The 19,758-nt window shown below is 59.2% G+C and carries 18 protein-coding genes; 14 read left to right on the top strand and 4 right to left on the bottom strand.

What is annotated here, in order from left to right:
• Both arsH and AFK24_RS28330 read right to left on the bottom strand, forming a co-directional pair.
• Entirely contained in the window at positions 1-714 is a 714-nt protein-coding gene (gene arsH, locus AFK24_RS28335; RefSeq protein WP_065836398.1) for an arsenical resistance protein ArsH, read from the bottom strand.
• A 12-nt stretch (positions 715-726) separates the two neighbouring features.
• Positions 727-2,010, bottom strand: coding sequence for an arsenic transporter (locus AFK24_RS28330; RefSeq protein WP_065836397.1), 1,284 nt, complete (start codon positions 2,008-2,010; stop codon positions 727-729).
• Positions 2,011-2,260: 250 nt separating this feature from the next.
• Here AFK24_RS28330 and AFK24_RS28325 point away from each other — a divergent pair, with 250 nt between their 5' ends.
• The 3 genes from AFK24_RS28325 to ppnN all read left to right on the top strand — a co-directional run bounded on the left by AFK24_RS28325 (position 2,261) and on the right by ppnN (position 6,384).
• On the top strand, positions 2,261-2,617 hold the full coding sequence (locus AFK24_RS28325) for a metalloregulator ArsR/SmtB family transcription factor (RefSeq protein WP_065836396.1): 357 nt from the start codon (positions 2,261-2,263) through the stop codon (positions 2,615-2,617).
• A gap of 126 nt (positions 2,618-2,743) precedes the next feature.
• A complete protein-coding gene (locus AFK24_RS28320; protein WP_065836395.1) occupies positions 2,744-4,702 on the top strand; it encodes a DNA topoisomerase III in 1,959 nt (652 codons plus the stop codon).
• A gap of 308 nt (positions 4,703-5,010) precedes the next feature.
• Positions 5,011-6,384, top strand: coding sequence for a nucleotide 5'-monophosphate nucleosidase PpnN (gene ppnN, locus AFK24_RS28315; RefSeq protein ID WP_065836394.1), 1,374 nt, complete (start codon positions 5,011-5,013; stop codon positions 6,382-6,384).
• Here the strand turns inward: ppnN and AFK24_RS28310 are convergent.
• The gene (locus AFK24_RS28310; protein WP_065836393.1) at positions 6,366-7,586 is read right to left on the bottom strand and encodes an aspartate aminotransferase family protein; all 1,221 of its coding nucleotides are present in this window, start codon (positions 7,584-7,586) and stop codon (positions 6,366-6,368) included. The two genes, ppnN and AFK24_RS28310, sit on opposite strands and share 19 nt — an antisense overlap.
• A gap of 98 nt (positions 7,587-7,684) precedes the next feature.
• Between AFK24_RS28310 and AFK24_RS28305 the strand changes: the two genes are divergently transcribed.
• Positions 7,685-8,635, top strand: coding sequence for a LysR family transcriptional regulator (locus AFK24_RS28305; RefSeq protein WP_065836392.1), 951 nt, complete (start codon positions 7,685-7,687; stop codon positions 8,633-8,635).
• Here AFK24_RS28305 and AFK24_RS28300 read toward each other — a convergent pair.
• Positions 8,632-9,627, bottom strand: coding sequence for an aldo/keto reductase (locus tag AFK24_RS28300; protein ID WP_065836391.1), 996 nt, complete (start codon positions 9,625-9,627; stop codon positions 8,632-8,634). The genes AFK24_RS28305 and AFK24_RS28300 overlap by 4 nt on opposite strands.
• A 378-nt stretch (positions 9,628-10,005) precedes the next feature.
• Here AFK24_RS28300 and AFK24_RS28295 point away from each other — a divergent pair, with 378 nt between their 5' ends.
• From AFK24_RS28295 to AFK24_RS28250, 10 genes are all read left to right on the top strand, one after another.
• The gene (locus AFK24_RS28295; protein ID WP_080482359.1) at positions 10,006-11,223 is read left to right on the top strand and encodes a methyl-accepting chemotaxis protein; all 1,218 of its coding nucleotides are present in this window, start codon (positions 10,006-10,008) and stop codon (positions 11,221-11,223) included.
• 10 nt (positions 11,224-11,233) lie between these two features.
• Positions 11,234-11,602 (top strand): response regulator, encoded by a 369-nt coding sequence (locus AFK24_RS28290; protein ID WP_065836390.1) that lies wholly within the window; start codon positions 11,234-11,236, stop codon positions 11,600-11,602.
• 14 nt (positions 11,603-11,616) lie between these two features.
• Positions 11,617-11,907, top strand: a complete 291-nt coding sequence (locus tag AFK24_RS28285; protein ID WP_065836389.1) for an STAS domain-containing protein — start codon at positions 11,617-11,619, stop codon at positions 11,905-11,907.
• Positions 11,908-11,953: 46 nt separating this feature from the next.
• On the top strand, positions 11,954-14,086 hold the full coding sequence (locus AFK24_RS28280) for a chemotaxis protein CheA (RefSeq protein WP_065836621.1): 2,133 nt from the start codon (positions 11,954-11,956) through the stop codon (positions 14,084-14,086).
• Positions 14,087-14,116: 30 nt separating this feature from the next.
• Positions 14,117-15,775, top strand: a complete 1,659-nt coding sequence (locus AFK24_RS28275) for a methyl-accepting chemotaxis protein (protein ID WP_065836388.1) — start codon at positions 14,117-14,119, stop codon at positions 15,773-15,775.
• Between the two features lie 39 nt (positions 15,776-15,814).
• On the top strand, positions 15,815-16,354 hold the full coding sequence (locus tag AFK24_RS28270; RefSeq protein WP_065836387.1) for a chemotaxis protein CheW: 540 nt from the start codon (positions 15,815-15,817) through the stop codon (positions 16,352-16,354).
• Between the two features lie 28 nt (positions 16,355-16,382).
• Positions 16,383-17,189, top strand: coding sequence for a CheR family methyltransferase (locus tag AFK24_RS28265; protein WP_065836386.1), 807 nt, complete (start codon positions 16,383-16,385; stop codon positions 17,187-17,189).
• A complete protein-coding gene (gene cheD, locus AFK24_RS28260) occupies positions 17,186-17,710 on the top strand; it encodes a chemoreceptor glutamine deamidase CheD (protein ID WP_065836385.1) in 525 nt (174 codons plus the stop codon). Before AFK24_RS28265 ends, cheD begins: the two co-directional genes overlap by 4 nt.
• Complete coding sequence (locus AFK24_RS28255) at positions 17,676-18,752, top strand: protein-glutamate methylesterase/protein-glutamine glutaminase (protein ID WP_065836384.1); 1,077 nt, start codon at positions 17,676-17,678, stop codon at positions 18,750-18,752. The genes cheD and AFK24_RS28255 overlap by 35 nt, the downstream gene beginning before the upstream one ends.
• A 150-nt stretch (positions 18,753-18,902) precedes the next feature.
• A complete protein-coding gene (locus AFK24_RS28250) occupies positions 18,903-19,343 on the top strand; it encodes a CBS domain-containing protein (RefSeq protein ID WP_065836383.1) in 441 nt (146 codons plus the stop codon).
• Positions 19,344-19,758 lie beyond the last annotated feature (415 nt).

The raw sequence follows: 19,758 nt of genomic DNA, 5'->3' as shown, positions 1-19,758 counted from the left end.
CTAGATAGAAGATTGATTGACGCGCAGGGAAAGCTCTTCGGCGGATTCCTTGCGTTCAGAATAGCGATCCACCAGGAATTCCTGACGCTCGCGCAATATCCAGGTGAACTTCACCAATTCTTCCATGACATCCACCAATCGATCATAAAACGACGAAGGTTTCATTCGACCGTGCTCGTCGAACTCCAGAAAAGCCTTGGGCACCGACGACTGGTTGGGGATCGTGAACATACGCATCCAGCGGCCCAACACACGCAGCTGATTGACCACATTGAAAGACTGCGAACCCCCGCAGACCTGCATCACGGCAAGGGTTTTGCCTTGCGTGGGCCGGACAGCGCCCATAGCCAGCGGGACCCAATCGATTTGCGCCTTGAACACCGCACTCATGGCGCCATGCCGCTCGGGAGAACACCAGACTTGCCCCTCGGACCAGACCATCAGGTCGCGCAACTCCTGAACCTTTTGGTGACTGTCGGGCGCGTCATCGGGCATGGGTAGCCCCGCCGGATCGAATACCCGGGTCTCGGCACCGAAATGCTCCAGCAAACGCGCAGCCTCCTCGACCATCAGGCGGCTGAAGGAGCGCTCCCGATTCGATCCATACAACAGCAGAATGCGTGGCTTGTGGGTCCACTGCGCGTTATCACTCTGTTCAACCAACAGTGAATCGCTGATCAGTGCTGAATCGAGATTGGGCAGTAAATCATCCATACGTCCTCCTGTTTAGAAACCAAGCCTGATAGCCAGCGTCGCCAGCGTCGCGGCGAGCACTGGAACGGTGATCACCACACCGACCCGAAAGTAATAACCCCAGGTGATACGGATATTCTTGCGGGCCAGTACGTGCAGCCACAACAGCGTTGCCAGGCTACCGATGGGGGTGATTTTCGGTCCCAGGTCGCAGCCGATCACATTGGCGTAAACCATGGCCTGGCGGATCACATCCGTCGAATCACTGGCCTGAATCGACAGCGCGCCAATCAGCACGGTCGGCATATTGTTCATGATCGAAGACAGGATGGCGGTCAGGAAACCAGTGCCGAATGCGGCTCCCCAAACACCGTGCCCGGCAAACACATTCAGGATCCGAGTGACGTAATGACTCAACCCGGCATTGCTGAGGCCGTAAACCACCAGGTACATGCCCAGGGAAAATATCACCACCTGCCAAGGCGCCTCTCTGAGCACTTTGCCGGTCGCGATGGCATGTCCCCGGGCAGCAATCACATAAAGCAACAAGGCGCAGCTCGCCGCCACAGCACTGATGGGCACTCCCAACGCGTCACCCACGAAAAAGCCTGCAAGCAGCAGGAGCAGGACCCACCAGCCCGCCACGAACGTTGCCCGATCGACAATGGCCTCTTCAGGCTGCTTGAGTTGTGACACGTCGTAGGTTGCGGGGATTTCCTTGCGAAAGAACCACAGCAGCATCAGCAGAGTGGCGGCGATGCTGACCAGATCCACCGGCAGCATGACCGATGCGTACTCGCCGAACTCCAGATGGAAATAGTCAGCCGAAACGATATTCACCAGATTCGACACCACCAACGGCAGGCTGGCCGTGTCAGCAATAAACCCCGCGCCCATCACAAACGCCAGGGTGGCGGCAGGCGAAAAACGCAGCGCCGTGAGCATGGCAATGACGATGGGCGTCAGGATCAATGCAGCCCCGTCATTGGCAAACAACGCTGACACAGCGGCACCCAGCACAATGATGAAAGCAAACAGGCGCCGCCCTCGCCCTTTGCCCCAACGCGCCACGTGCAACGCGGCCCACTCGAAAAAGCCCGCTTCGTCGAGTAACAGGCTGATGATGATGACTGCGATAAAAGTGGCCGTGGCATTCCAGACAATGTTCCAGACCACAGGAATATCGCCGAGCCCGACCACGCCGGTGGCAAGGGCAACCAGTGCGCCAGCTGCGGCACTCCAGCCAACGCCGAGACCTTTGGGTTGCCAGATGACAAAGATGATCGTTGCCAGAAAAATCAGTGATGCCGTCAGCATGGAATGTGCTCAATGCGCGTCGTGGAAATGATGAACAGGGGCCTAAACGACCGTGGCCCGATGGCGAGCGATCATATTCGATAATTCATATATACGGAATTACAGATGTAGTCACAATCAGAAAAATGAGTGACTTCATGGCGATCTTGCCGAGCAAGGCTGATCAGGTTCCATAAGCTCATGGACAAAATCATATATTTGCCAAAGTACATCCTTTACAGTTCGGCCATTGATTGATACCGAGGCTGCGATGGCCGATCACCTGACCCCCACCACTGTTTTCAAATGCCTGGCTGATGAAAACCGTATCCGCATGATGCTGCTGATCACCGGCGAGCAGGAACTCTGCGTGTGCGAGCTGACCTGTGCACTGAACCAGAGCCAACCCAAGGTTTCCCGCAATCTTGCAGTGCTGCGCGAGTGCGGGCTGCTGGCGGATCGACGCCAGGGCCAGTGGGTGTATTACCGCTTGCATCCGAACCTTCCGGACTGGGTAAGCGAGGTGTTGCGCACGACGCTCAATGCCAACAAACACTGGCTGACGCCGGACTCCGGACGCCTGTGCGGCATGGGCAACCGTCCAGAGCGCGTGGCTGCCTGCTGCTGATCAACACGCTGTGCTGCGGCAACGTCCCACAACCTTTATCTGTATATCCATACAGATAAAGGTTGCCCAAAACCTTATCACTGCGCATGCTGTACACCTTCGAGAAGCGTGAAAACGACGGTGTTTATGCGGCTGTTTCTGTGTGAAAAACCTTCCCAAGCCAAAGACATTGCTGCCGTGCTCGGTGCGAGCCGGCGTGGCGATGGCTGCTGGGTGGGGCCGAACGCGACGGTCACCTGGTGTATCGGTCACCTTCTGGAAACCGCTCCGCCGGACGCGTATGACACCCGCTACAAGCGCTGGGTACTCGAAGACCTGCCGATCATTCCGGAAAAATGGAAAATGCTGGTCAAGCCGCGTACCGCCAGTCAATTCAAGGCAGTCAAACGCTTGCTGGGGGAAGCCTCGGAGCTGGTCATCGCCACTGACGCCGACCGGGAAGGCGAGATGATCGCCCGGGAACTGGTCGACCACTGTCGTTATCGCGGGCCGATCCAGCGCTTGTGGTTGTCGGCACTGGACGACGCGTCGATTCGCAAGGCACTGGCCGCTCTCAAGCCCGGCGCCGAAACCTTCAGTCTGTATCACTCGGCGCTTGGACGGTCGCGGGCTGACTGGCTGATCGGGATGAACATGAGTCGGCTGTTCACCCTCCTCGGTCGTCAGTCAGGATATCAAGGCGTGTTGCCAGTGGGCCGGGTGCAAACGCCAACCCTGCGGCTGGTGGTGGATCGTGACCGAAGCATTGCCGATTTCATACCAGTCGCCTTCTGGGCCATTGATGTCCAGCTGGAACATCAAGGCCAGACCTTTACGGCGCAATGGCGCGCGGATCCCGACGTTTGCGACGACCAAGACCGCTGCCTGAACCAGTCCATTGCGCAACAGGCCGCCGCCAGCATGAGCGAGGCAGCCAGCGCGCGCCTGATCAAGCTGCGAACCGAACGGGTACGCGAAGCAGCGCCCCTGCCCTTCGACCTCGGCACCCTGCAGGAAATCTGTTCGAAAAAACTCGGCCTTGGCGCGCAGGAAACCCTGGACATCGCCCAAGCGCTGTATGAAACCCACAAGGTCATCACCTACCCGCGCAGCGATTGCGGTTTCCTGCCCTTGAGCCAACACAGCGAAGCGCCGGCAATCCTCGCTGCACTGGGCCGGGCCGATCCGGCGTTGAGCGACTTGCTCCCGCATCTGGACCCGAGTCGACGCTCACGGGCGTGGAACGACGCCAAGGTCAGCGCTCACCACGGCATCATTCCCACCGCAGCAGTCCGGGATCTCGGGCGGCTGGTGGGCAAGCAGCGGGCGGTCTATACATTGATTCGTGCACGCTATCTGGCGCAGTTTCTACCTAACCACGAATACGATCGCACCCAGGCTGACTTTGATTGCGCCGGGCAAGCATTGCGGGCGGTGGGCAAACAGATTGTCGAACCCGGCTGGAAGCGTGCCTTGCCCGAGGCGCTTGCTCCCGCCAAGGGCCGTGAAGCCCCCGCGCCACAACCACTGCCAGCATTGACCCAGGGCTGCGATTGCGCAGTTGCCAAGGTCAATCTCAAGGATTTGTGGACTCAGCCGCCCAAGCCGTTCACCGAAGGCGATCTGATCAAGGCGATGAAAAACGTCGCCCGGCTGGTTGAAGATCCGCTGCTCAAGCAAAAGCTCAAGGACACCACCGGCATCGGTACCGAAGCGACCCGCGCCGGGATCATCCAGGGTTTGCTCGACCGTAGTTATCTGGTCAAACACGGCAAGGCACTGGCAGCCACTGCTGCGGCTTTCGGCCTGATCGATGCCGTACCGCGCGCCATCGCCGACCCCGGCACCACGGCCATCTGGGAGCAAGCGCTGGACATGGTGCAAAGCGGCGAGATGAGTCTGGAGGAGTTTGTCGCCAAACAGAGCGCATGGATGAGCAAACAGGTGACACGCTGCCTGGGCCTGCGCCTGACCATCAGCGGACCCGCGAGCCCCACCGCAGGCGCGACACCCTGGAAGAACAAGCGCAAGACCGGGAAACGCAAAACATCGACACCGACGACGGGTAAGAAACGGCGCGTCGCCGGGGCTGCCAGCAAGACATGAATCAGGAGTAGGATGCGAGTGTGTTCAATCACTTGCATGGAGTTGACGTTCACTTGAATCGCCAGTTCAATGGCTGGCCCTGACTGTTACAAGCCCTTCATGTGCGGCATCTCCAAAGGACGAGGAGAACGATTTCCCTGGCCTCGTTTGCCAGACTTCAGCGTGGTGATGGCCCTGCCCCCCGATGATCTGACAACGAAGCCTGTTGCCCGCCCGGCTATCGGCGAAACACGCGACCGCGCCGTGCACTCACTATCAGATACCACTGAGTCGAAAAGCCTCAGCGGTATCCTTCCAAGGAATACAGAATGCCCCAAAGACAAGTCATCAACGCATCGGTCAGCCCCAAAGGCAGCCTGGAAACGCTTTCCCAGCGTGAAGTCCAGCAACTTAGCGCCGCCGGCTCCGGCAGCATCTACACCCTGTTCCGCCAGTGCGCCCTGGCTATCCTCAACACCGGCGCCCATGTCGATAACGCCAAGACCATTCTTGAGGCGTACGAGAACTTCGAGGTTCGCATCCATCAGCAGGATCGCGGTGTGCGCCTGGAACTGCTCAACGCCCCGGCCGATGCGTTCGTGGATGGCGAGATGATCGCCAGCACCCGGGAAATGCTCTTCAGTGCCCTGCGCGATATCGTCTACACCGAAAGCGAACTGGACAGCCAGCGCATCGACCTGGAGAGCTCGCAAGGCATCACTGATTACGTGTTCCATCTGCTGCGCAACGCCCGCACCCTGCGTCCAGGCCTGGAGCCGAAGATGGTGGTGTGTTGGGGCGGTCACTCGATCAACACCGAAGAATACAAATACACCAAGAAAGTCGGCCACGAACTGGGCTTGCGCAGCCTGGACATCTGCACGGGCTGCGGTCCCGGCGTAATGAAAGGTCCGATGAAGGGCGCGACCATCGCCCACGCCAAGCAACGCATCAATGGCGGCCGTTACCTGGGCTTAACCGAGCCGGGGATCATTGCCGCCGAAGCGCCGAATCCAATCGTCAACGAACTGGTGATCCTGCCGGATATCGAGAAGCGCCTCGAAGCGTTCGTGCGCGTCGGCCACGGCATCATCATTTTCCCGGGTGGCGCGGGCACGGCAGAAGAGTTCCTGTATCTGCTCGGCATCCTCATGCACCCGGACAACGTCGACGTGCCGTTCCCGGTCATCTTGACCGGCCCGAAAAGCGCTGCGCCTTATCTGCAACAACTGCACGCTTTCGTCGGCGCGACCCTGGGCGAAGCTGCACAAGCTCATTACCAGATCATCATCGACGATCCGACCGAAGTTGCCCGGGAAATGACTCTGGGCCTCAGGGCGGTCAAGCAGTTCCGTCGCGAGCGTAACGATGCGTTCCACTTCAACTGGCTGCTGAAAATCGACGCTGGCTTCCAGCGTCCGTTCGATCCAACCCATGAAAACATGGCCAGCCTGCAACTGAGCCGCGATCTTGCGCCACACACGCTGGCGGCGAATCTGCGCCGAGCGTTCTCCGGGATCGTCGCCGGTAACGTGAAGGACAAAGGCATCCGCCTGATCGAACAGCATGGGCCATACGAAATCCATGGCGATGCAGCGATCATGCAACCGCTGGACCGCCTGCTGAATGCCTTCGTCGAGCAACACCGCATGAAGCTACCCGGCGGCGCGGCCTATGTGCCCTGCTATCGCGTGGTGACCTGACTGGCCCCAGACGCTCGCGCCGAACATCCGTTCGTCGCGAGCGTCTGGCATACGCCCTGGACAACGGCGTCCACCTCCTGAGCATTGACCGTCAAAGGTGGCAACAAACGGATCGTCTTGCCGCGCGTCACATTGAGCAGCAGGCCATGATCCCTTGCGGCAATCAGCGCCAGGTCGGGCAGCGCCCGCACCAGTTCGATACCGACCATCAAGCCTTTGCCACGAATCGCCAGCACATCAGGGTGATCACTCAACGCTGCACGCAAACCGGCCAGCAGGCGTTCGCCTTGCACTCGCGCGTTGTCCACCAGTGCCTGATCCTCAAGAATATCCACCACGGTACACCCGACGCGGCAAGCCAGCGGATTGCCACCAAAGGTGCTGCCGTGACTGCCGGGGGTAAACAGCTGCGCCGCCTTGCCCCGAGCCAGACACGCGCCGATGGGAATGCCGTTGCCAAGGCCTTTGGCGAGGGTCATGACATCCGGAACGATGCCTTCGTGCTGGAAAGCGAACCATTGGCCAGTACGGCCCATGCCGGTCTGGATTTCGTCGAGCATCAGCAACCAGCCGCGCCGCGTGCAGCGATCCCGCAGGGCTTTTAGATAACCCGGTGGCGCCAGCTGCACACCACTTTCACCTTGAATCGGCTCGACAAGCATTGCCGTGATGCGATGCCCGTAAGTTTTGCAGGCCTCGTCCAGAGCTGGCAGATCACCAAACGGCACCTTGAGAAAATCTCCCGGCAGCGAGTTGAAACCCAGGCGTACCGCTGGTCCGTCGCTGGCGGATAACGTCCCCAACGTGCGTCCATGGAAAGCATTTTCCATAACCACCACCAAGGGTTTTTCGATGCCTTTGTGCCAGGCGTAGAGCCGCGCCAACTTCAGTGCGGTCTCGTTCGCCTCGGCGCCGGAATTATTGAAGAAAGCCCGTTCCATGCCGGCAAGTCCGGTCAGCTTCAGCGCCAGACGCTCCTGCCAGTCAATGCTGTAGAGGTTGGAGGTGTGCAACAACAACCCGGCCTGTTCGCTGATCGCCGCCACCAGACGCGGATGGGAATGGCCAACGTTGGTCACCGCCACGCCCGCAACAGCATCCAGATATTCGCGCCCGGTTTCGTCCCACAAGCGCGTGCCCAGACCTTTGACGAAACTTAAGGCCAGCGGTTTATAAGTGGTCATCAGGCAGGCGGCGGTCATGGCATAAAGCTCCAGTCGGTTGATATTTCCAGTATCGTTAGTCACCTCAGCTGGATAAACCGCTAAATCCTCCATTCATTTTAAAGTCAGGCTTGATAATGGACCTATTCCAGGCGATGTCGGTGTACGTAAAAGTGGTCGAGACCGGCAGCATGACCGCGGCTGCATTTGAGTGCGGTTTGTCGACGACCATGGTCGGCAATCACTTGCGAGCGCTTGAGCAGCGGCTCGGCGTCGGCCTGCTCAACCGAACCACACGGCGTCAGCGTCTGACCGAGTTCGGCGAGTCCTATTACCAGCGTTGCCTGGAAGTGCTCGGGCTGGTCGCCGATTCCGAGCAGCTGGCCGAACAGGCCCAGGCAGTGCCCAAGGGTACCTTGCGGATCACCGCGCCTTTCACGTTCGGCAACGAGCGACTGGCGCCAGCCTTGACTGAGTTCTCCAGACGCTTTCCGCAGATCAGGCTCGACGTAGTGTTCAGCAACGAGCGAATGGACTTGATCGGCCATGGCTTCGATGCCGCCATCCGCCTTGGCACGCCAGAGAATTCAAGCCTGATTGCCCGTCCGCTTGAGGACTACACGTTGACGATCTGTGCTTCGCCGGACTATCTGCAACGTCGCGGCACGCCGACCGAGCCCATGGATCTGCAACAGCATGACTGCCTCGCCTTTGCTTATCCGGCAGGCGACGACTGGAGTTCCGTGGAAAAACACTGGCGCCTGAGCGGGCCGGAAGGTGAGGTGCTGGTGCCCGTGAGCGGACCGATCACCATGAATACGTCGTCAGGCCTGCACAAGGCGGCACGCGCCGGTGCCGGGATCGCAATGATGCCCGACGCGCTGATTGAAGAAGACTTGCAGAATGGCCGCCTGGTTGCGCTGCTGCCTCAGTACCAGCTCCCCTGTCGGCCGATGCATTTGATCTATGCGCAAGATCGCTACCGATCGCCGAAATTGCGTTGTTTCGTGGATTTCGCCATGGAGCTGTGGAGCAGGCCTGCATCTGCCGAAACAGCGAGACCTGATCCCCGACGCAGCGGCTTTTAACGCGCCGCATCACCCCAGCGATATTCATGAGTGATGTCATCTAGCTGGGACTTGAGTTCCGCCTCCAGCACAAAATCCGCCGCCGCCAGCGTATCGTCCAGTTGCTCAGGACGGCTGGCGCCAATGATCGCCGAAGTCACCAGGGGATTGGCCAGCACCCAGGCCACGGAGGTCGTGGTCATCGGCTTGCCGGCCTGGGTAATCACTTCCTTGAGTTTGGCGATGCTCTGGAATTCCCGCTCGTGCCAGTAGCGCTGCTGGTACATCTCGCCGGCCTTGCCGACCGTCGCCGTGAATCGACCTTCGGAAGGCGCCTTGTCATGGGCGTGCTTGCCGGTAAGCAAGCCGCCAGCCAACGGGTTGTAAGGAATCACTGCCAGACGTTCTTCGCCAGCCAGTGGCAACAGCTCACGTTCGATCTGCCGGAACAGCAGGTTGTAGCGCGGCTGGACGGACACGAAGCGGGTCAGCTTGAGGAAGTCGGCGCGGCCCAGCATGCGTGCCAGCCGATAAGCCAGAAAGTTCGAGACGCCTATGTAACGCGCCTTGCCGTGGCGGACGATGATATCCAGTGCCTCAAGAGTTTCTTCAAGCGGCGTGCTTGGGTCGTCCGAATGCAGCTGGTAAAGATCGACGTAATCCGTGTTCAGGCGCTTGAGCGACGCTTCAATGGCGCCGAGCAAGTGCTTGCGTGAAGCACCGCGCTGCCACGCCAGCTCGCCCATTATTCCGCACGCTTTGGTGGCCAGGATGTAATTGTCGCGCTTGCCCTTGAGCCAGCTGCCGACGATTTCTTCGGTGCGACCGACAGTGTCCAGATTTGCGCCCAGTGGATACACATCGGCAGTGTCGATGAAGTTGACCCCGGCCTCGGCGGCCCGGTCGATGATCTGGTGCGACACCTGCGCGTCGGTTTGCAGCCCAAACGTCATGGTACCTAGACACAGCCGGGAAACACTGAGGCCAGTGTTACCGAATTGACGGTATTGCATGGTGTTTCTCCTCGGATTGGAAAGACAACAACTGACTGACGCACGTCGGCCCGGAGCAGTATCGCTTGGTCACTGTTGCACCGGGGCCAAGCGCTGAACTGAAGCAAATTCATGTTTGCTGCGGGTCCGGATGTGGACCGTCGATCGCGCTAATTGATCGCACAGCTTTTTTAATGGCTATGTGCCATCATCCTATACCTGAACGTCCCGACTTCGACCTGACAGGTCATAAGGAACCTGCATGCCAGTGACTGATGATGACCACTATCCCAGACGATCTGACGACCGGTCCGCCTCTGGGGCTAAAGTCTGGATCGGCGGAGCAGATAACTCATTGTTCGCATTATTTCGAATGTGTGACTGTTCAAGGATTGAACCATGATGCCCGGCCAAAACGCTCGCTCATCCCATAAAGTCCATGTGCCCTTCCTCTGGCTCCCATTACTCCCCGCCGTTGCCGCGGCAATCGTCACGCTAACGCTTGACGGCCCAACCCGTCAAAGCCTGGCCTTCGGTGCTGCGATTCTGGTTGTTGGTTTCGCTGCCAGCTGGTGGAGCACTCGCTCACAACGCGTCCGAATCAATGAAGCTGTCGCCACTGCCGTGGCATTGCATGAGCAGCAGGCCAGCGAAAACCCTTCGCTGAAATCCGCGGCACAACTCAACGAAGTATTTCTCGGTGCAATGCCCATCTGGGCCAAGCAGGTAGAAAGCTCACGTCAGCAGACCGAAACCGCCATTGTCTCGCTGGCCACCCGCTTCACCAGTATTTCTTCGCGGTTGCAGGACACGGTTCACGCGTCACAGCAGGCTGCGGGTGAACTGTCCGGACATAGCGCCGGTGGCGCGCAACACGCGCTGGCCCAGAGTGACGGCGAATTGGTGCAAGTCATCGATTCTCTGAGGGCGACGCAAACCAGTCGCGATGAAACCCTGACTCAAGTGCGCAATCTGACCGCCTACACCGGCGAGCTCAGAACAATGGCTGCCGACGTCGCGGCAATTGCAGCGCAAACCAACCTGCTCGCACTCAATGCGGCCATCGAAGCGGCTCGTGCCGGGGAAGCCGGACGCGGGTTTGCCGTGGTCGCTGACGCAGTACGCAGCCTGTCGAGCAAGTCCAGTGAAACCGGGCAACAGATGTCCGCCAAAGTCGACATCATCAACAACGCTATCACCCAACTGGTGCAAGCAGCCTCCAGTGGCGCAGACCAGGACAGCAACTCGGTCGCGACCTCGGAAAGCAGCATCCAGCAGGTACTGGAGCGCTTCAAGACCGTCACCCAACGTCTTGCCGAATCCGCCGAGATGCTGCAACAGGAAAGCTTCGGCATTCGGGACGAACTCACCGACGTGTTGGTCAGCCTGCAATTCCAGGACCGGGTCAGCCAGATCCTGACTCACGTGCGCGACAACATAGATTCGCTGCACGCGCATCTGCAGCAGGTCAGTCAGTCGCCTGAACAGACCGAACCCCTCAATGCTCGCGATTGGCTGGCACGAATGGAAGCCACCTACGCCACTGACGAACAGCGTCATACCCACCGTGGCGGCACCGGCGCACAGCAGAATTCACAAGAAATTACCTTTTTCTAAGGAGAGCCTCATGGCTAAAAGTGTATTGGTTGTCGATGACTCCAGCAGTGTTCGGCAGGTGGTCGGTATTGCCCTGAAAAGTGCGGGTTATGACGTGATCGAAGCCAGTGACGGCAAGGATGCACTGGGCAAGCTCAATGGCCAGAAAGTGCACCTGATCATCAGCGATGTGAACATGCCCAACATGGATGGCATCACCTTCGTCAAGGAGGTCAAGAAGCTGGCCAACTACAAGTTCACACCGATCATCATGCTGACCACCGAATCTCAGGAATCGAAAAAGCTGGAAGGCCAGGCCGCTGGTGCCAGAGCCTGGGTGGTCAAGCCGTTCCAGCCCGCGCAGATGCTGGCGGCAGTTTCCAAGCTGATCCTGCCCTGACAACGGAGGCTGCCATGCCACTCCTGTGCGAGACATCCAATGACACGGCGCGCGTGCACATCGACGGTGAATTGACGATCTACACCGCCGCAGAACTTGCCGCACAACTGCTGCCACGCCTGGGAGGAACCCCGCGCATGGAAATCGACTTGTCGCAGGTTACCGAAATCGATGGCGCAGGCCTGCAGCTACTGATTCTCGCCAGCCGCGAAGCATCCAGAGCCGGTACCGATCTGACGCTGACGGGCCGCAGCAAGGCAGTCATGGAAACGCTTGAACTGTGCAATCTGGTAGATGCTCTCTAGCGATCTGTCGGTGCGCATCCTGCAACACCCGTCAAAGGAAATGAGCGTGAGCATTAACCTTGATCAGGCACAACAGACCTTCATCCTCGAAGCTCGCGAGCTGTTGCAGGCGATGGAAGAGTCGCTGCTGCAACTGGAAAACGAGCCCGACGACGATGACGCCATCGGCGCAGTATTTCGCGCCGCCCACACTATCAAGGGCTCTGCCGGACTGTTCGGGCTGGACGCTATTGTCAGTTTCACCCACATCGTCGAAGACGTTCTGGACCGTTTGCGCGAAGGCAGCGTTAGCGTGGATGCCGCGCTTATCGCGGTGCTCCTCAAGTCCGGCGATCACATGCTGGAGCTGATCGAAGTCGTCGCCAGCCAGGGAGCACAATTGCAGGCTCCGGCGCTTGCCCGGGAATCTGCCCTGCGCCAGGCGCTGCAAAACTATCAGGCGCCTGGCGCCGCCCTGGAAACATCGACCGCCAACGAACCTGCCGTTGAAAATGTCGCCGCACGCCCTGCCAGCGCAACGCTCTGGCACATCAGCTTGCGTTTTGGCGTTGACGTTTTCCGCAACGGCATGGATCCGCTGTCGTTTCTGCGCTACCTCAACACCCTTGGCGAAACCGTCGAAATCGTCACGCTGTCCGACGGCATGCCTGCCCTGGAAGCCTGGGACGCGGAGTCCTGCTACCTGGGCTTCGACATCGCGTTTCGTTCTGCCGCGACTCATGCAGAGATCAACGAAGTGTTCGATTTCGTCCGCGAAGACTGCCAGATCGAAATTGTTGCGGCGCACGACATCGGCGCCGACACGTCTCAAGACACCCAGCTAGTGGCTCAGCGACAGGACGACTCTGCTCAAGGCACAGCGTTGGTGGCGACGGGTGAACTCATGGCAGACCAGCGAGCGGTGCCGCGTCAGCCTGAGCAGATTGCCTCCGACAAAAGTGTCGCCCCGGTTGAAAACAAAGCGAAGGACGGCCGCTACGTACGGGTCAACGCCGACAAACTGGACGAGTTGATCAACCTGGTGGGCGAACTGGTGATCGCCAGTGCCGGCGCCAGCCTGCTGGCACGCACCTGCAACAATGATCCGCTGCAGGAGTCGACGTCGACAGTGTCAGGCCTGGTCGAAGAAATCCTCGATGGCGCCTTGCGTCTGCGCATGATCCCCATCGGCGACACGTTCAACCGTTTCCGGCGGGTGGTACGCGACGTCAGCCAGGAACTCGGCAAGGACATCGACCTGATCATCAGCGGCGCGGAAACCGAACTGGACAAGACCGTTGTCGAGAAGATCGGCGATCCGTTGATGCACCTGTTGCGCAACGCCATGGACCATGGCATTGAAACCGCCCAAGCGCGCTTGGCGGCCGGCAAGCCGAGCAAAGGTCATTTGCATCTCCATGCCTATCACGACTCGGGCAGCATCGTCCTTGAAATCGCTGATGACGGCGCGGGGTTGAACCGCGAGCGCATTCTCGAAAAAGCGCAAGAGCGCGGCCTGATCGCCAGTGGCGCGAGTCTGACCGATCAGGAAATCTACAACCTTATTTTCGAGCCCGGCTTTTCCACCGCTGCGGCCGTGACCAATCTTTCCGGACGCGGCGTCGGCATGGATGTGGTCAAGCGCAATATCACGCTCCTGCGCGGCACCGTGGACCTGGACAGCAAACCCGGCCAAGGCACCGTGGTGCGCATTCGCCTGCCACTGACGCTGGCGATCATCAATGGTTTTCTGGTCAGCATCGGTCAGTCCACGTACGTCATCCCGCTGGACATGGTTCAGGAATGCATCGAACTCAACGAGGTCGATCGACAGATCAGCCGGGAGCAGGGCTATCTGGATCTGCGCGGCGAAGTGCTACCGCTGGTTTACCTGCGCGACCACTTCAATCACGAAGGCCCCGCTGCCCGTCGGCAAAACGTGGTGGTGGTGCGCTATGCCGAACATAAGGCTGGCCTGGTGGTTGACGATCTGCTCGGCGAATTCCAGACCGTAATCAAGCCGCTGGGCAAGCTGTTTGGCGCCCTGCGCGGCATCAGCGGCTCGACCATTCTCGGCAGTGGCGCCGTGGCATTGATTCTTGATGTACCGGCGCTGCTCGCGCAAATCGTTCAGCTGGAACCTCGTTACACCTCAATTCACGCCGCAACTCTCACCACACTGCAAGCCAATGGCCGCTGACGCTTACGCAATTACATGGAGTATCACCCGATGAAATGGTTTTACGATCTCAGAATCGCGACTAAATTGATCGCTTCATTTCTCACGGTTCTGGCGCTGACCGCCGTCATGGGCGTGTTCTCGATCTTCCAGCTAAGCTACGTGAATGAGGCCTCAACGGAGATTCGCGAAAACTGGATGCCGGCCATGCGTGCGGCATCCGGCATGCGTTTTTACGCGGCGAGCTACCGCCTCAAGGAAAACCGCTACATCACTGCCGACACAGCTCAAGAACAAGCCACCGTCGAACAGGAAGCCGTCGAGGTCAGGAAGCAGTTCGAAACCCGCCTGGCTACCTACGAGAAGCTGATTTCCAGCCCTGAAGAGCGACAACTCTACGACACCGCCGTCACTGACTGGGCAGCCTACCTGGCCTTGAGCAAAAACCTGCTCGCCCTTTCTCAGCAGGGCCTGGACAGCGAAGCCCGGACGTTGATCAGAGGCGACTCAAAACGTACTTTTGAGCTGGTCACCTCCGCCCTGCAGAAAATGGTCGAGCTCAACGACGCAGGTGCTGAAGGGGCCAGTACTCGAGGCACCCAACTGTACCTGAACGCGCGAATTTCCATTGTCGCCGCCCTCATCGTCGCGTTGCTGGTGGGATTGGGACTCGCCCTGTTCATCTCGCGCATCATTTCCCGCCCGCTTAAACAAGCGGCTGCCGTCGCCGAGCAACTGGCCGAAGGCAATCTCAACGCACGCATCGACGTCAGCTCCAGGGACGAAACCGGCATGGTGCTGCTGGCCATGCAGAACATGGTCGGCAAGCTCTCGCACATCATCGGTGAAGTACGTAATGCCGCTGACAACCTGGCCAGCGCTTCGGAAGAAGTCAGCGCCACTGCGCAATCGATGAGCCAGGCCACCAGCGAACAGGCTGCCAGCGTCGAGGAAACCAGTGCTTCCATCGAGCAGATGAGCGCCAGCATCAATCAGAACACGGAGAACGCCAAGGTCACCGACGGTATGGCCAGCAAGGCCGCCAAGGAAGCCACCGACGGCGGCGAATCGGTGCAACAGACCGTCGTGGCCATGAAGAAGATTGCCCAACGCATCAGCATCATTGACGACATCGCGTACCAGACCAACCTGCTGGCACTCAATGCCGCGATTGAAGCGGCACGCGCCGGCGAGCATGGCAAAGGCTTCGCGGTGGTGGCGGCGGAAGTGCGAAAACTTGCAGAACGCAGTCAGGTGGCCGCTCAGGAAATCGGCGAATTGTCTTCCAGCAGCGTCGACATGGCCGAGAAAGCCGGCAAGTTGCTCAATGAAATGGTCCCGTCAATCAACAAGACATCAGATCTGGTCCAGGAAATAAGTGCCGCTTCGGAAGAGCAGGCGTCGGGCGTTGCGCAGATCAATACGGCCATGACCCAATTGAATCAGGTCACGCAGCAGAACGCTTCGAGCAGCGAAGAACTGGCCGCCACCGCCGAGGAAATGAGCAGTCAGGCCGAGCAGCTGCAACAGGCGATGAGCTTCTTCACCCTGGACACGCCGCCCAAGTCAGCCAGCCAGCCGTCAAGACTCGACAAAACGCCTGGGAACTCCAGCCGCAAACCACTGCGCCAACCCGCACAAGCCTCGACCAAAGCGTTTGCCTACAACATGGCAAGCGCGCCGGACGAGTCCGAATTTACCCGATTCTGATTGTTGGTTATCACAGGGTTCGCTTAAAAGGAGACAGGCATGGGCGCCATAGCCACAACACGTCAAGTCGCAGCCCCCGTCGAAGAGGAGGCGCAATACCTGACCTTCATGCTCGGCGCGGAGATGTTCGCCATCGCCATCCTGGGCATCAAGGAAATCATTGAGTACGGCAATCTGACCGTCGTGCCGATGATGCCGGCCTTTGTCCGCGGGGTAATCAACCTGCGCGGCGCCGTCGTACCGGTGGTGGATCTGTCGGCACGGTTTGGCCGACCTGACTCGGACATTACCCGCCGCAGTTGCGTGGTCATCATCGAAGCCAGCGCCGAGGACGGCCAGCCACAGGATATCGGGCTGCTGGTCGATACGGTGTCTGCGGTACTGGAAATACCCGCGTCGCAAATCGAGCCGCCGCCGAGCTTCGGCGCGCGGATTCGCGCTGACTTCATCAGCGGCATGGCCAAGGTAGACGGCAAGTTCGTCATCGTCCTGGAAGTCGGTCGTGTGTTGTCGATCGATGAAATGTCGCGACTTGCCGAGACTGAGCACGCGCCGTCAACCGAAGCCGACGCGCGTTAAATAATCACTAGCGAGCAAGGAATGCCCCGTGAGTGCATCAGCGTTGAACGATATCGAATTCAACCAGTTCCAGTCCTGGCTGTATCAGGCTGCGGGCATCAATCTGTCATCGGCGAAAAAAGCGCTGGTGGCCGGCCGCTTGTTCAAGCGTCTCAGGCATTACGAGCTGGACAGCTACGGCGATTACTTCAAGCTGATCATGAGCGGGCAGCGCGCCGATGAACTGCAGGTTGCGCTGGACCTGCTGACCACCAACGAAACCTATTTCTTTCGCGAGCCCAAGCATTTCGACTTCCTGCGCCAGCATGTGCTGCCCAATGCCGCACCGGGCAAGACTTTCCGGTTGTGGAGCGCCGCCAGTTCGTCAGGAGAAGAACCCTACAGTCTGGCCATGACCCTCGCCGAAGGCCTGGGCACTACGCCGTGGGAAGTGATTGGTTCGGATATCAGCACCCAGGTCCTGGCCAAGGCGCGATCCGGTCATTACCCAATGGAACGCGCCGGTACCCTGCCCCAGCCATTACTGGTCAAATACTGCCTCAAGGGCACGGGCCGCCAACACGGCACGTTTCTGATTGATCGGGCCCTGCGCAACCGGGTCAATTTCTTGCAGGTGAACCTCAATGAAACGCTGCCTGAACTGGGCGAATTTGACGTCATCTTCCTGCGCAACGTGATGATCTACTTCGATCAGCCGACCAAGGCCCGGGTGGTCGCCCGCCTGATCCCCAGACTCAAGTCGGGGGGCTATTTCATCGTCAGCCACTCGGAAAGCCTGAACGGTGTCTCGGATGCCCTCAAGTTGGTGGCACCCTCCATCTATCGCAAACCATGAAAATAGCCGCCGAAGAACACTTTCTAGCCCCAGGCGAATTTCATTTCGAAACACGTCCGGTCCAGCTGCGCACCCTCCTCGGCTCTTGTGTGGCCGTAACCCTGTGGCATCCGGTGCGCAAAATCGGCGCCATGTGCCATTTCATGCTGCCCAGCCGCGTGCGTAAATCCGCGACGTTGAGCGGCAAGTACGGTGACGAAGCCATCGAGCTGTTTATCGATCAGGCATTGGCGCACGACACCGTTACCGAGGATTACCAGCTGAAACTGTTCGGTGGCGGCGAGATGTTTCCGGACCTGCGCCAAGGCCTGCATTTCAATGATGTAGCGCGGATGAATGTAAGCGCCGCGCTGAAACTGGCTGACCACTATCACCTCGACCTGATCGCTCACGACATGGGCAGTACCGGGCACAGGAACATCATTTTCGACATCGGCACCGGCCATGTGTGGGTCAGTCACAAACCAATCAGGACAAGTACGAACAATGCCTACGAAAAAAATAAATGTACTGTTGGTTGACGACTCGGCAGTGGTTCGTCAGGTATTGCTGGCAATTCTCAGTGACACCCCGGACATCCATGTCATGGGCGCGGCCTCCGATCCTATTTTCGCCATGGACAAGCTGGCCCGGGAATGGCCGGATGTCATCGTTCTGGATGTGGAAATGCCCCGAATGGATGGCATTACCTTCCTCAAGAAAATCATGAGCGAGCGCCCAACCCCCGTGGTGATCTGCTCGTCATTGACCCAGAAAGGCGCTGAAACCACCTTGCAGGCCCTGGCGGCGGGCGCGGTGGAAATCATCACCAAGCCCACCAGCGGGCTGAAAAACTTTCTCCTCGAGTCGGCTGCCGAACTGGTTTCGGCTATCAGGGCCGCCGCCCAGGTCAATGTCAGAAATCTGGGCAAGCGGCCAGCCGCTGTGCACTTGACGCCAGCGACCCGGCTGTCGGCTGACGCCATCCTGCCAGCAGCCAGCGGACAAGCGATGGCCCAGACGACCGAACGTATCGTCGCCATGGGTACGTCCACCGGCGGCACTCAGGCTCTGGAAGCTGTGTTGACTGCGCTGCCACGGGTGTGTCCGGGCATTGTCATCGTCCAGCACATGCCGGAAAAATTCACCGCATCCTTTGCCGCGCGGCTCAACGGCTTGAGTCAGATAGAAGTACGCGAGGCGAAAAACAATGACCGTATTCTTCCGGGTCTTGCGCTGATCGCCCCCGGCGGCAAGCACATGATGGTGACCCGCAGCGGCGCGTTCTATCACGTCCAGGTGATCGACGGTCCGCTGGTCAATCGGCATCGCCCCTCGGTGGATGTGCTGTTTCGCTCGGTGGCGAAGTTCGCTGGCCGAAACGCAACTGGCATCATCATGACCGGCATGGGCGATGACGGCGCAAGGGGACTCAAGGAAATACTCGACGCCGGTGGCGCGACGGTCGCTCAGGACGAGGCCACCTGTGTGGTTTTCGGCATGCCCAAGGAAGCGATCAAGCTCAATGCCGCTCAGCGGATCCTGCCGCTGCAGGACATTCACCAGGCAATTCTGCACAAATAGGCGCGTGGTTCGCTTCGTCGTGAGGCCAAAAGGCGTTATTAGTGGCGTGAAAGCCGCTTTGGTGCTTGCTCAACCGGTATCTGTCTACGATTCTGTAGAGAACAACGTCAGGGCAGCCATCGCTGACCCGGTCATCACCGGAGCATCTGCATGAAAACAGTCGCACAACTTCTGAAACTCAAGGTCTTGCACAATCAACAAGTGCATACCATTGCGCCCGACCAGATGGTGCTCGACGCGCTCAGGCTGATGGCCGAGAAGAATATTGGTGCGTTGCCGGTGGTCGAGAACGGTGCACTGGTCGGCGTGGTCAGCGAACGTGACTATGCGCGCAAGATGGTGCTCAAGGGACGCTCCTCTATCGGCACGCCAGTCAGCGTGATCATGAGCACCAAGGTGATTACCGTGGATTCCCTGCAGACCGTCGAGACCTGCATGGGCATCATGACCGACAACCACCTGCGCCACTTGCCTGTAGTGGAAGAAGGCCAGCTGCTGGGCCTGTTGTCCATCGGCGACCTGGTCAAGGAAGCCATCGCCGAACAGGCCGACCTGATCCAGCAGCTGGAGCAGTACATTCGCGGGGCGTGAGCCTCTTCTGTTGGAGCGAGGCTTGCCCGCGAACCAGACGCCTCGGTGGGCTAGACCTACCGCGTTATCGTTCTTCCCGGACAAGTCCGGTCCTACCGGGCCGATGCAAAACCGGTAAGAGGGGACTTGTCCCCGAGACGCCAGCCCCGCCCACCTCTATCCACCTGACCCACCGTCATTGCCTGCGCTAATGCGGTTTTGTTGGAGCGAGGCTTGCCCGCGAATCAGACGCCTCGGTGGGCTAGACCTACCGCGTTATCGTTCTTCCCGGACAAGTCCGGTCCTACCGGGCCGATACAAAACCGGCAGGAGGGGACTTGTCCCCGAGACGCCAGCCCCACCCACCTCTATCCACCTGACCCACCGTCATTGCCTGCGCTAATGCGGTTTTGTTGGAGCGAGGCTTGCCCGCGAA

Origin of the sequence: Pseudomonas syringae, assembly GCF_001698815.1 — a bacterium.
In the GTDB taxonomy this organism is placed as follows: Bacteria; Pseudomonadota; Gammaproteobacteria; order Pseudomonadales; family Pseudomonadaceae; genus Aquipseudomonas; species Aquipseudomonas syringae_A.
This window is presented reverse-complemented; position numbering and strand designations above follow the sequence as displayed.

What these genes read in the sequence shown, in the direction of transcription:
- arsH (WP_065836398.1), bottom strand. Translation starts at nt 714, where the DNA reads ATGGATGATTTACTGCCCAATCTCGATTCAGCACTGATCAGCGATTCA.
- AFK24_RS28330 (WP_065836397.1), bottom strand. Translation starts at nt 2,010, where the DNA reads ATGCTGACGGCATCACTGATTTTTCTGGCAACGATCATCTTTGTCATC.
- AFK24_RS28325 (WP_065836396.1), top strand. Translation starts at nt 2,261, where the DNA reads ATGGCCGATCACCTGACCCCCACCACTGTTTTCAAATGCCTGGCTGAT.
- AFK24_RS28320 (WP_065836395.1), top strand. Translation starts at nt 2,744, where the DNA reads ATGCGGCTGTTTCTGTGTGAAAAACCTTCCCAAGCCAAAGACATTGCT.
- ppnN (WP_065836394.1), top strand. Translation starts at nt 5,011, where the DNA reads ATGCCCCAAAGACAAGTCATCAACGCATCGGTCAGCCCCAAAGGCAGC.
- AFK24_RS28310 (WP_065836393.1), bottom strand. Translation starts at nt 7,586, where the DNA reads ATGACCGCCGCCTGCCTGATGACCACTTATAAACCGCTGGCCTTAAGT.
- AFK24_RS28305 (WP_065836392.1), top strand. Translation starts at nt 7,685, where the DNA reads ATGGACCTATTCCAGGCGATGTCGGTGTACGTAAAAGTGGTCGAGACC.
- AFK24_RS28300 (WP_065836391.1), bottom strand. Translation starts at nt 9,627, where the DNA reads ATGCAATACCGTCAATTCGGTAACACTGGCCTCAGTGTTTCCCGGCTG.
- AFK24_RS28295 (WP_080482359.1), top strand. Translation starts at nt 10,006, where the DNA reads ATGATGCCCGGCCAAAACGCTCGCTCATCCCATAAAGTCCATGTGCCC.
- AFK24_RS28290 (WP_065836390.1), top strand. Translation starts at nt 11,234, where the DNA reads ATGGCTAAAAGTGTATTGGTTGTCGATGACTCCAGCAGTGTTCGGCAG.
- AFK24_RS28285 (WP_065836389.1), top strand. Translation starts at nt 11,617, where the DNA reads ATGCCACTCCTGTGCGAGACATCCAATGACACGGCGCGCGTGCACATC.
- AFK24_RS28275 (WP_065836388.1), top strand. Translation starts at nt 14,117, where the DNA reads ATGAAATGGTTTTACGATCTCAGAATCGCGACTAAATTGATCGCTTCA.
- AFK24_RS28270 (WP_065836387.1), top strand. Translation starts at nt 15,815, where the DNA reads ATGGGCGCCATAGCCACAACACGTCAAGTCGCAGCCCCCGTCGAAGAG.
- cheD (WP_065836385.1), top strand. Translation starts at nt 17,186, where the DNA reads ATGAAAATAGCCGCCGAAGAACACTTTCTAGCCCCAGGCGAATTTCAT.
- AFK24_RS28255 (WP_065836384.1), top strand. Translation starts at nt 17,676, where the DNA reads ATGCCTACGAAAAAAATAAATGTACTGTTGGTTGACGACTCGGCAGTG.
- AFK24_RS28250 (WP_065836383.1), top strand. Translation starts at nt 18,903, where the DNA reads ATGAAAACAGTCGCACAACTTCTGAAACTCAAGGTCTTGCACAATCAA.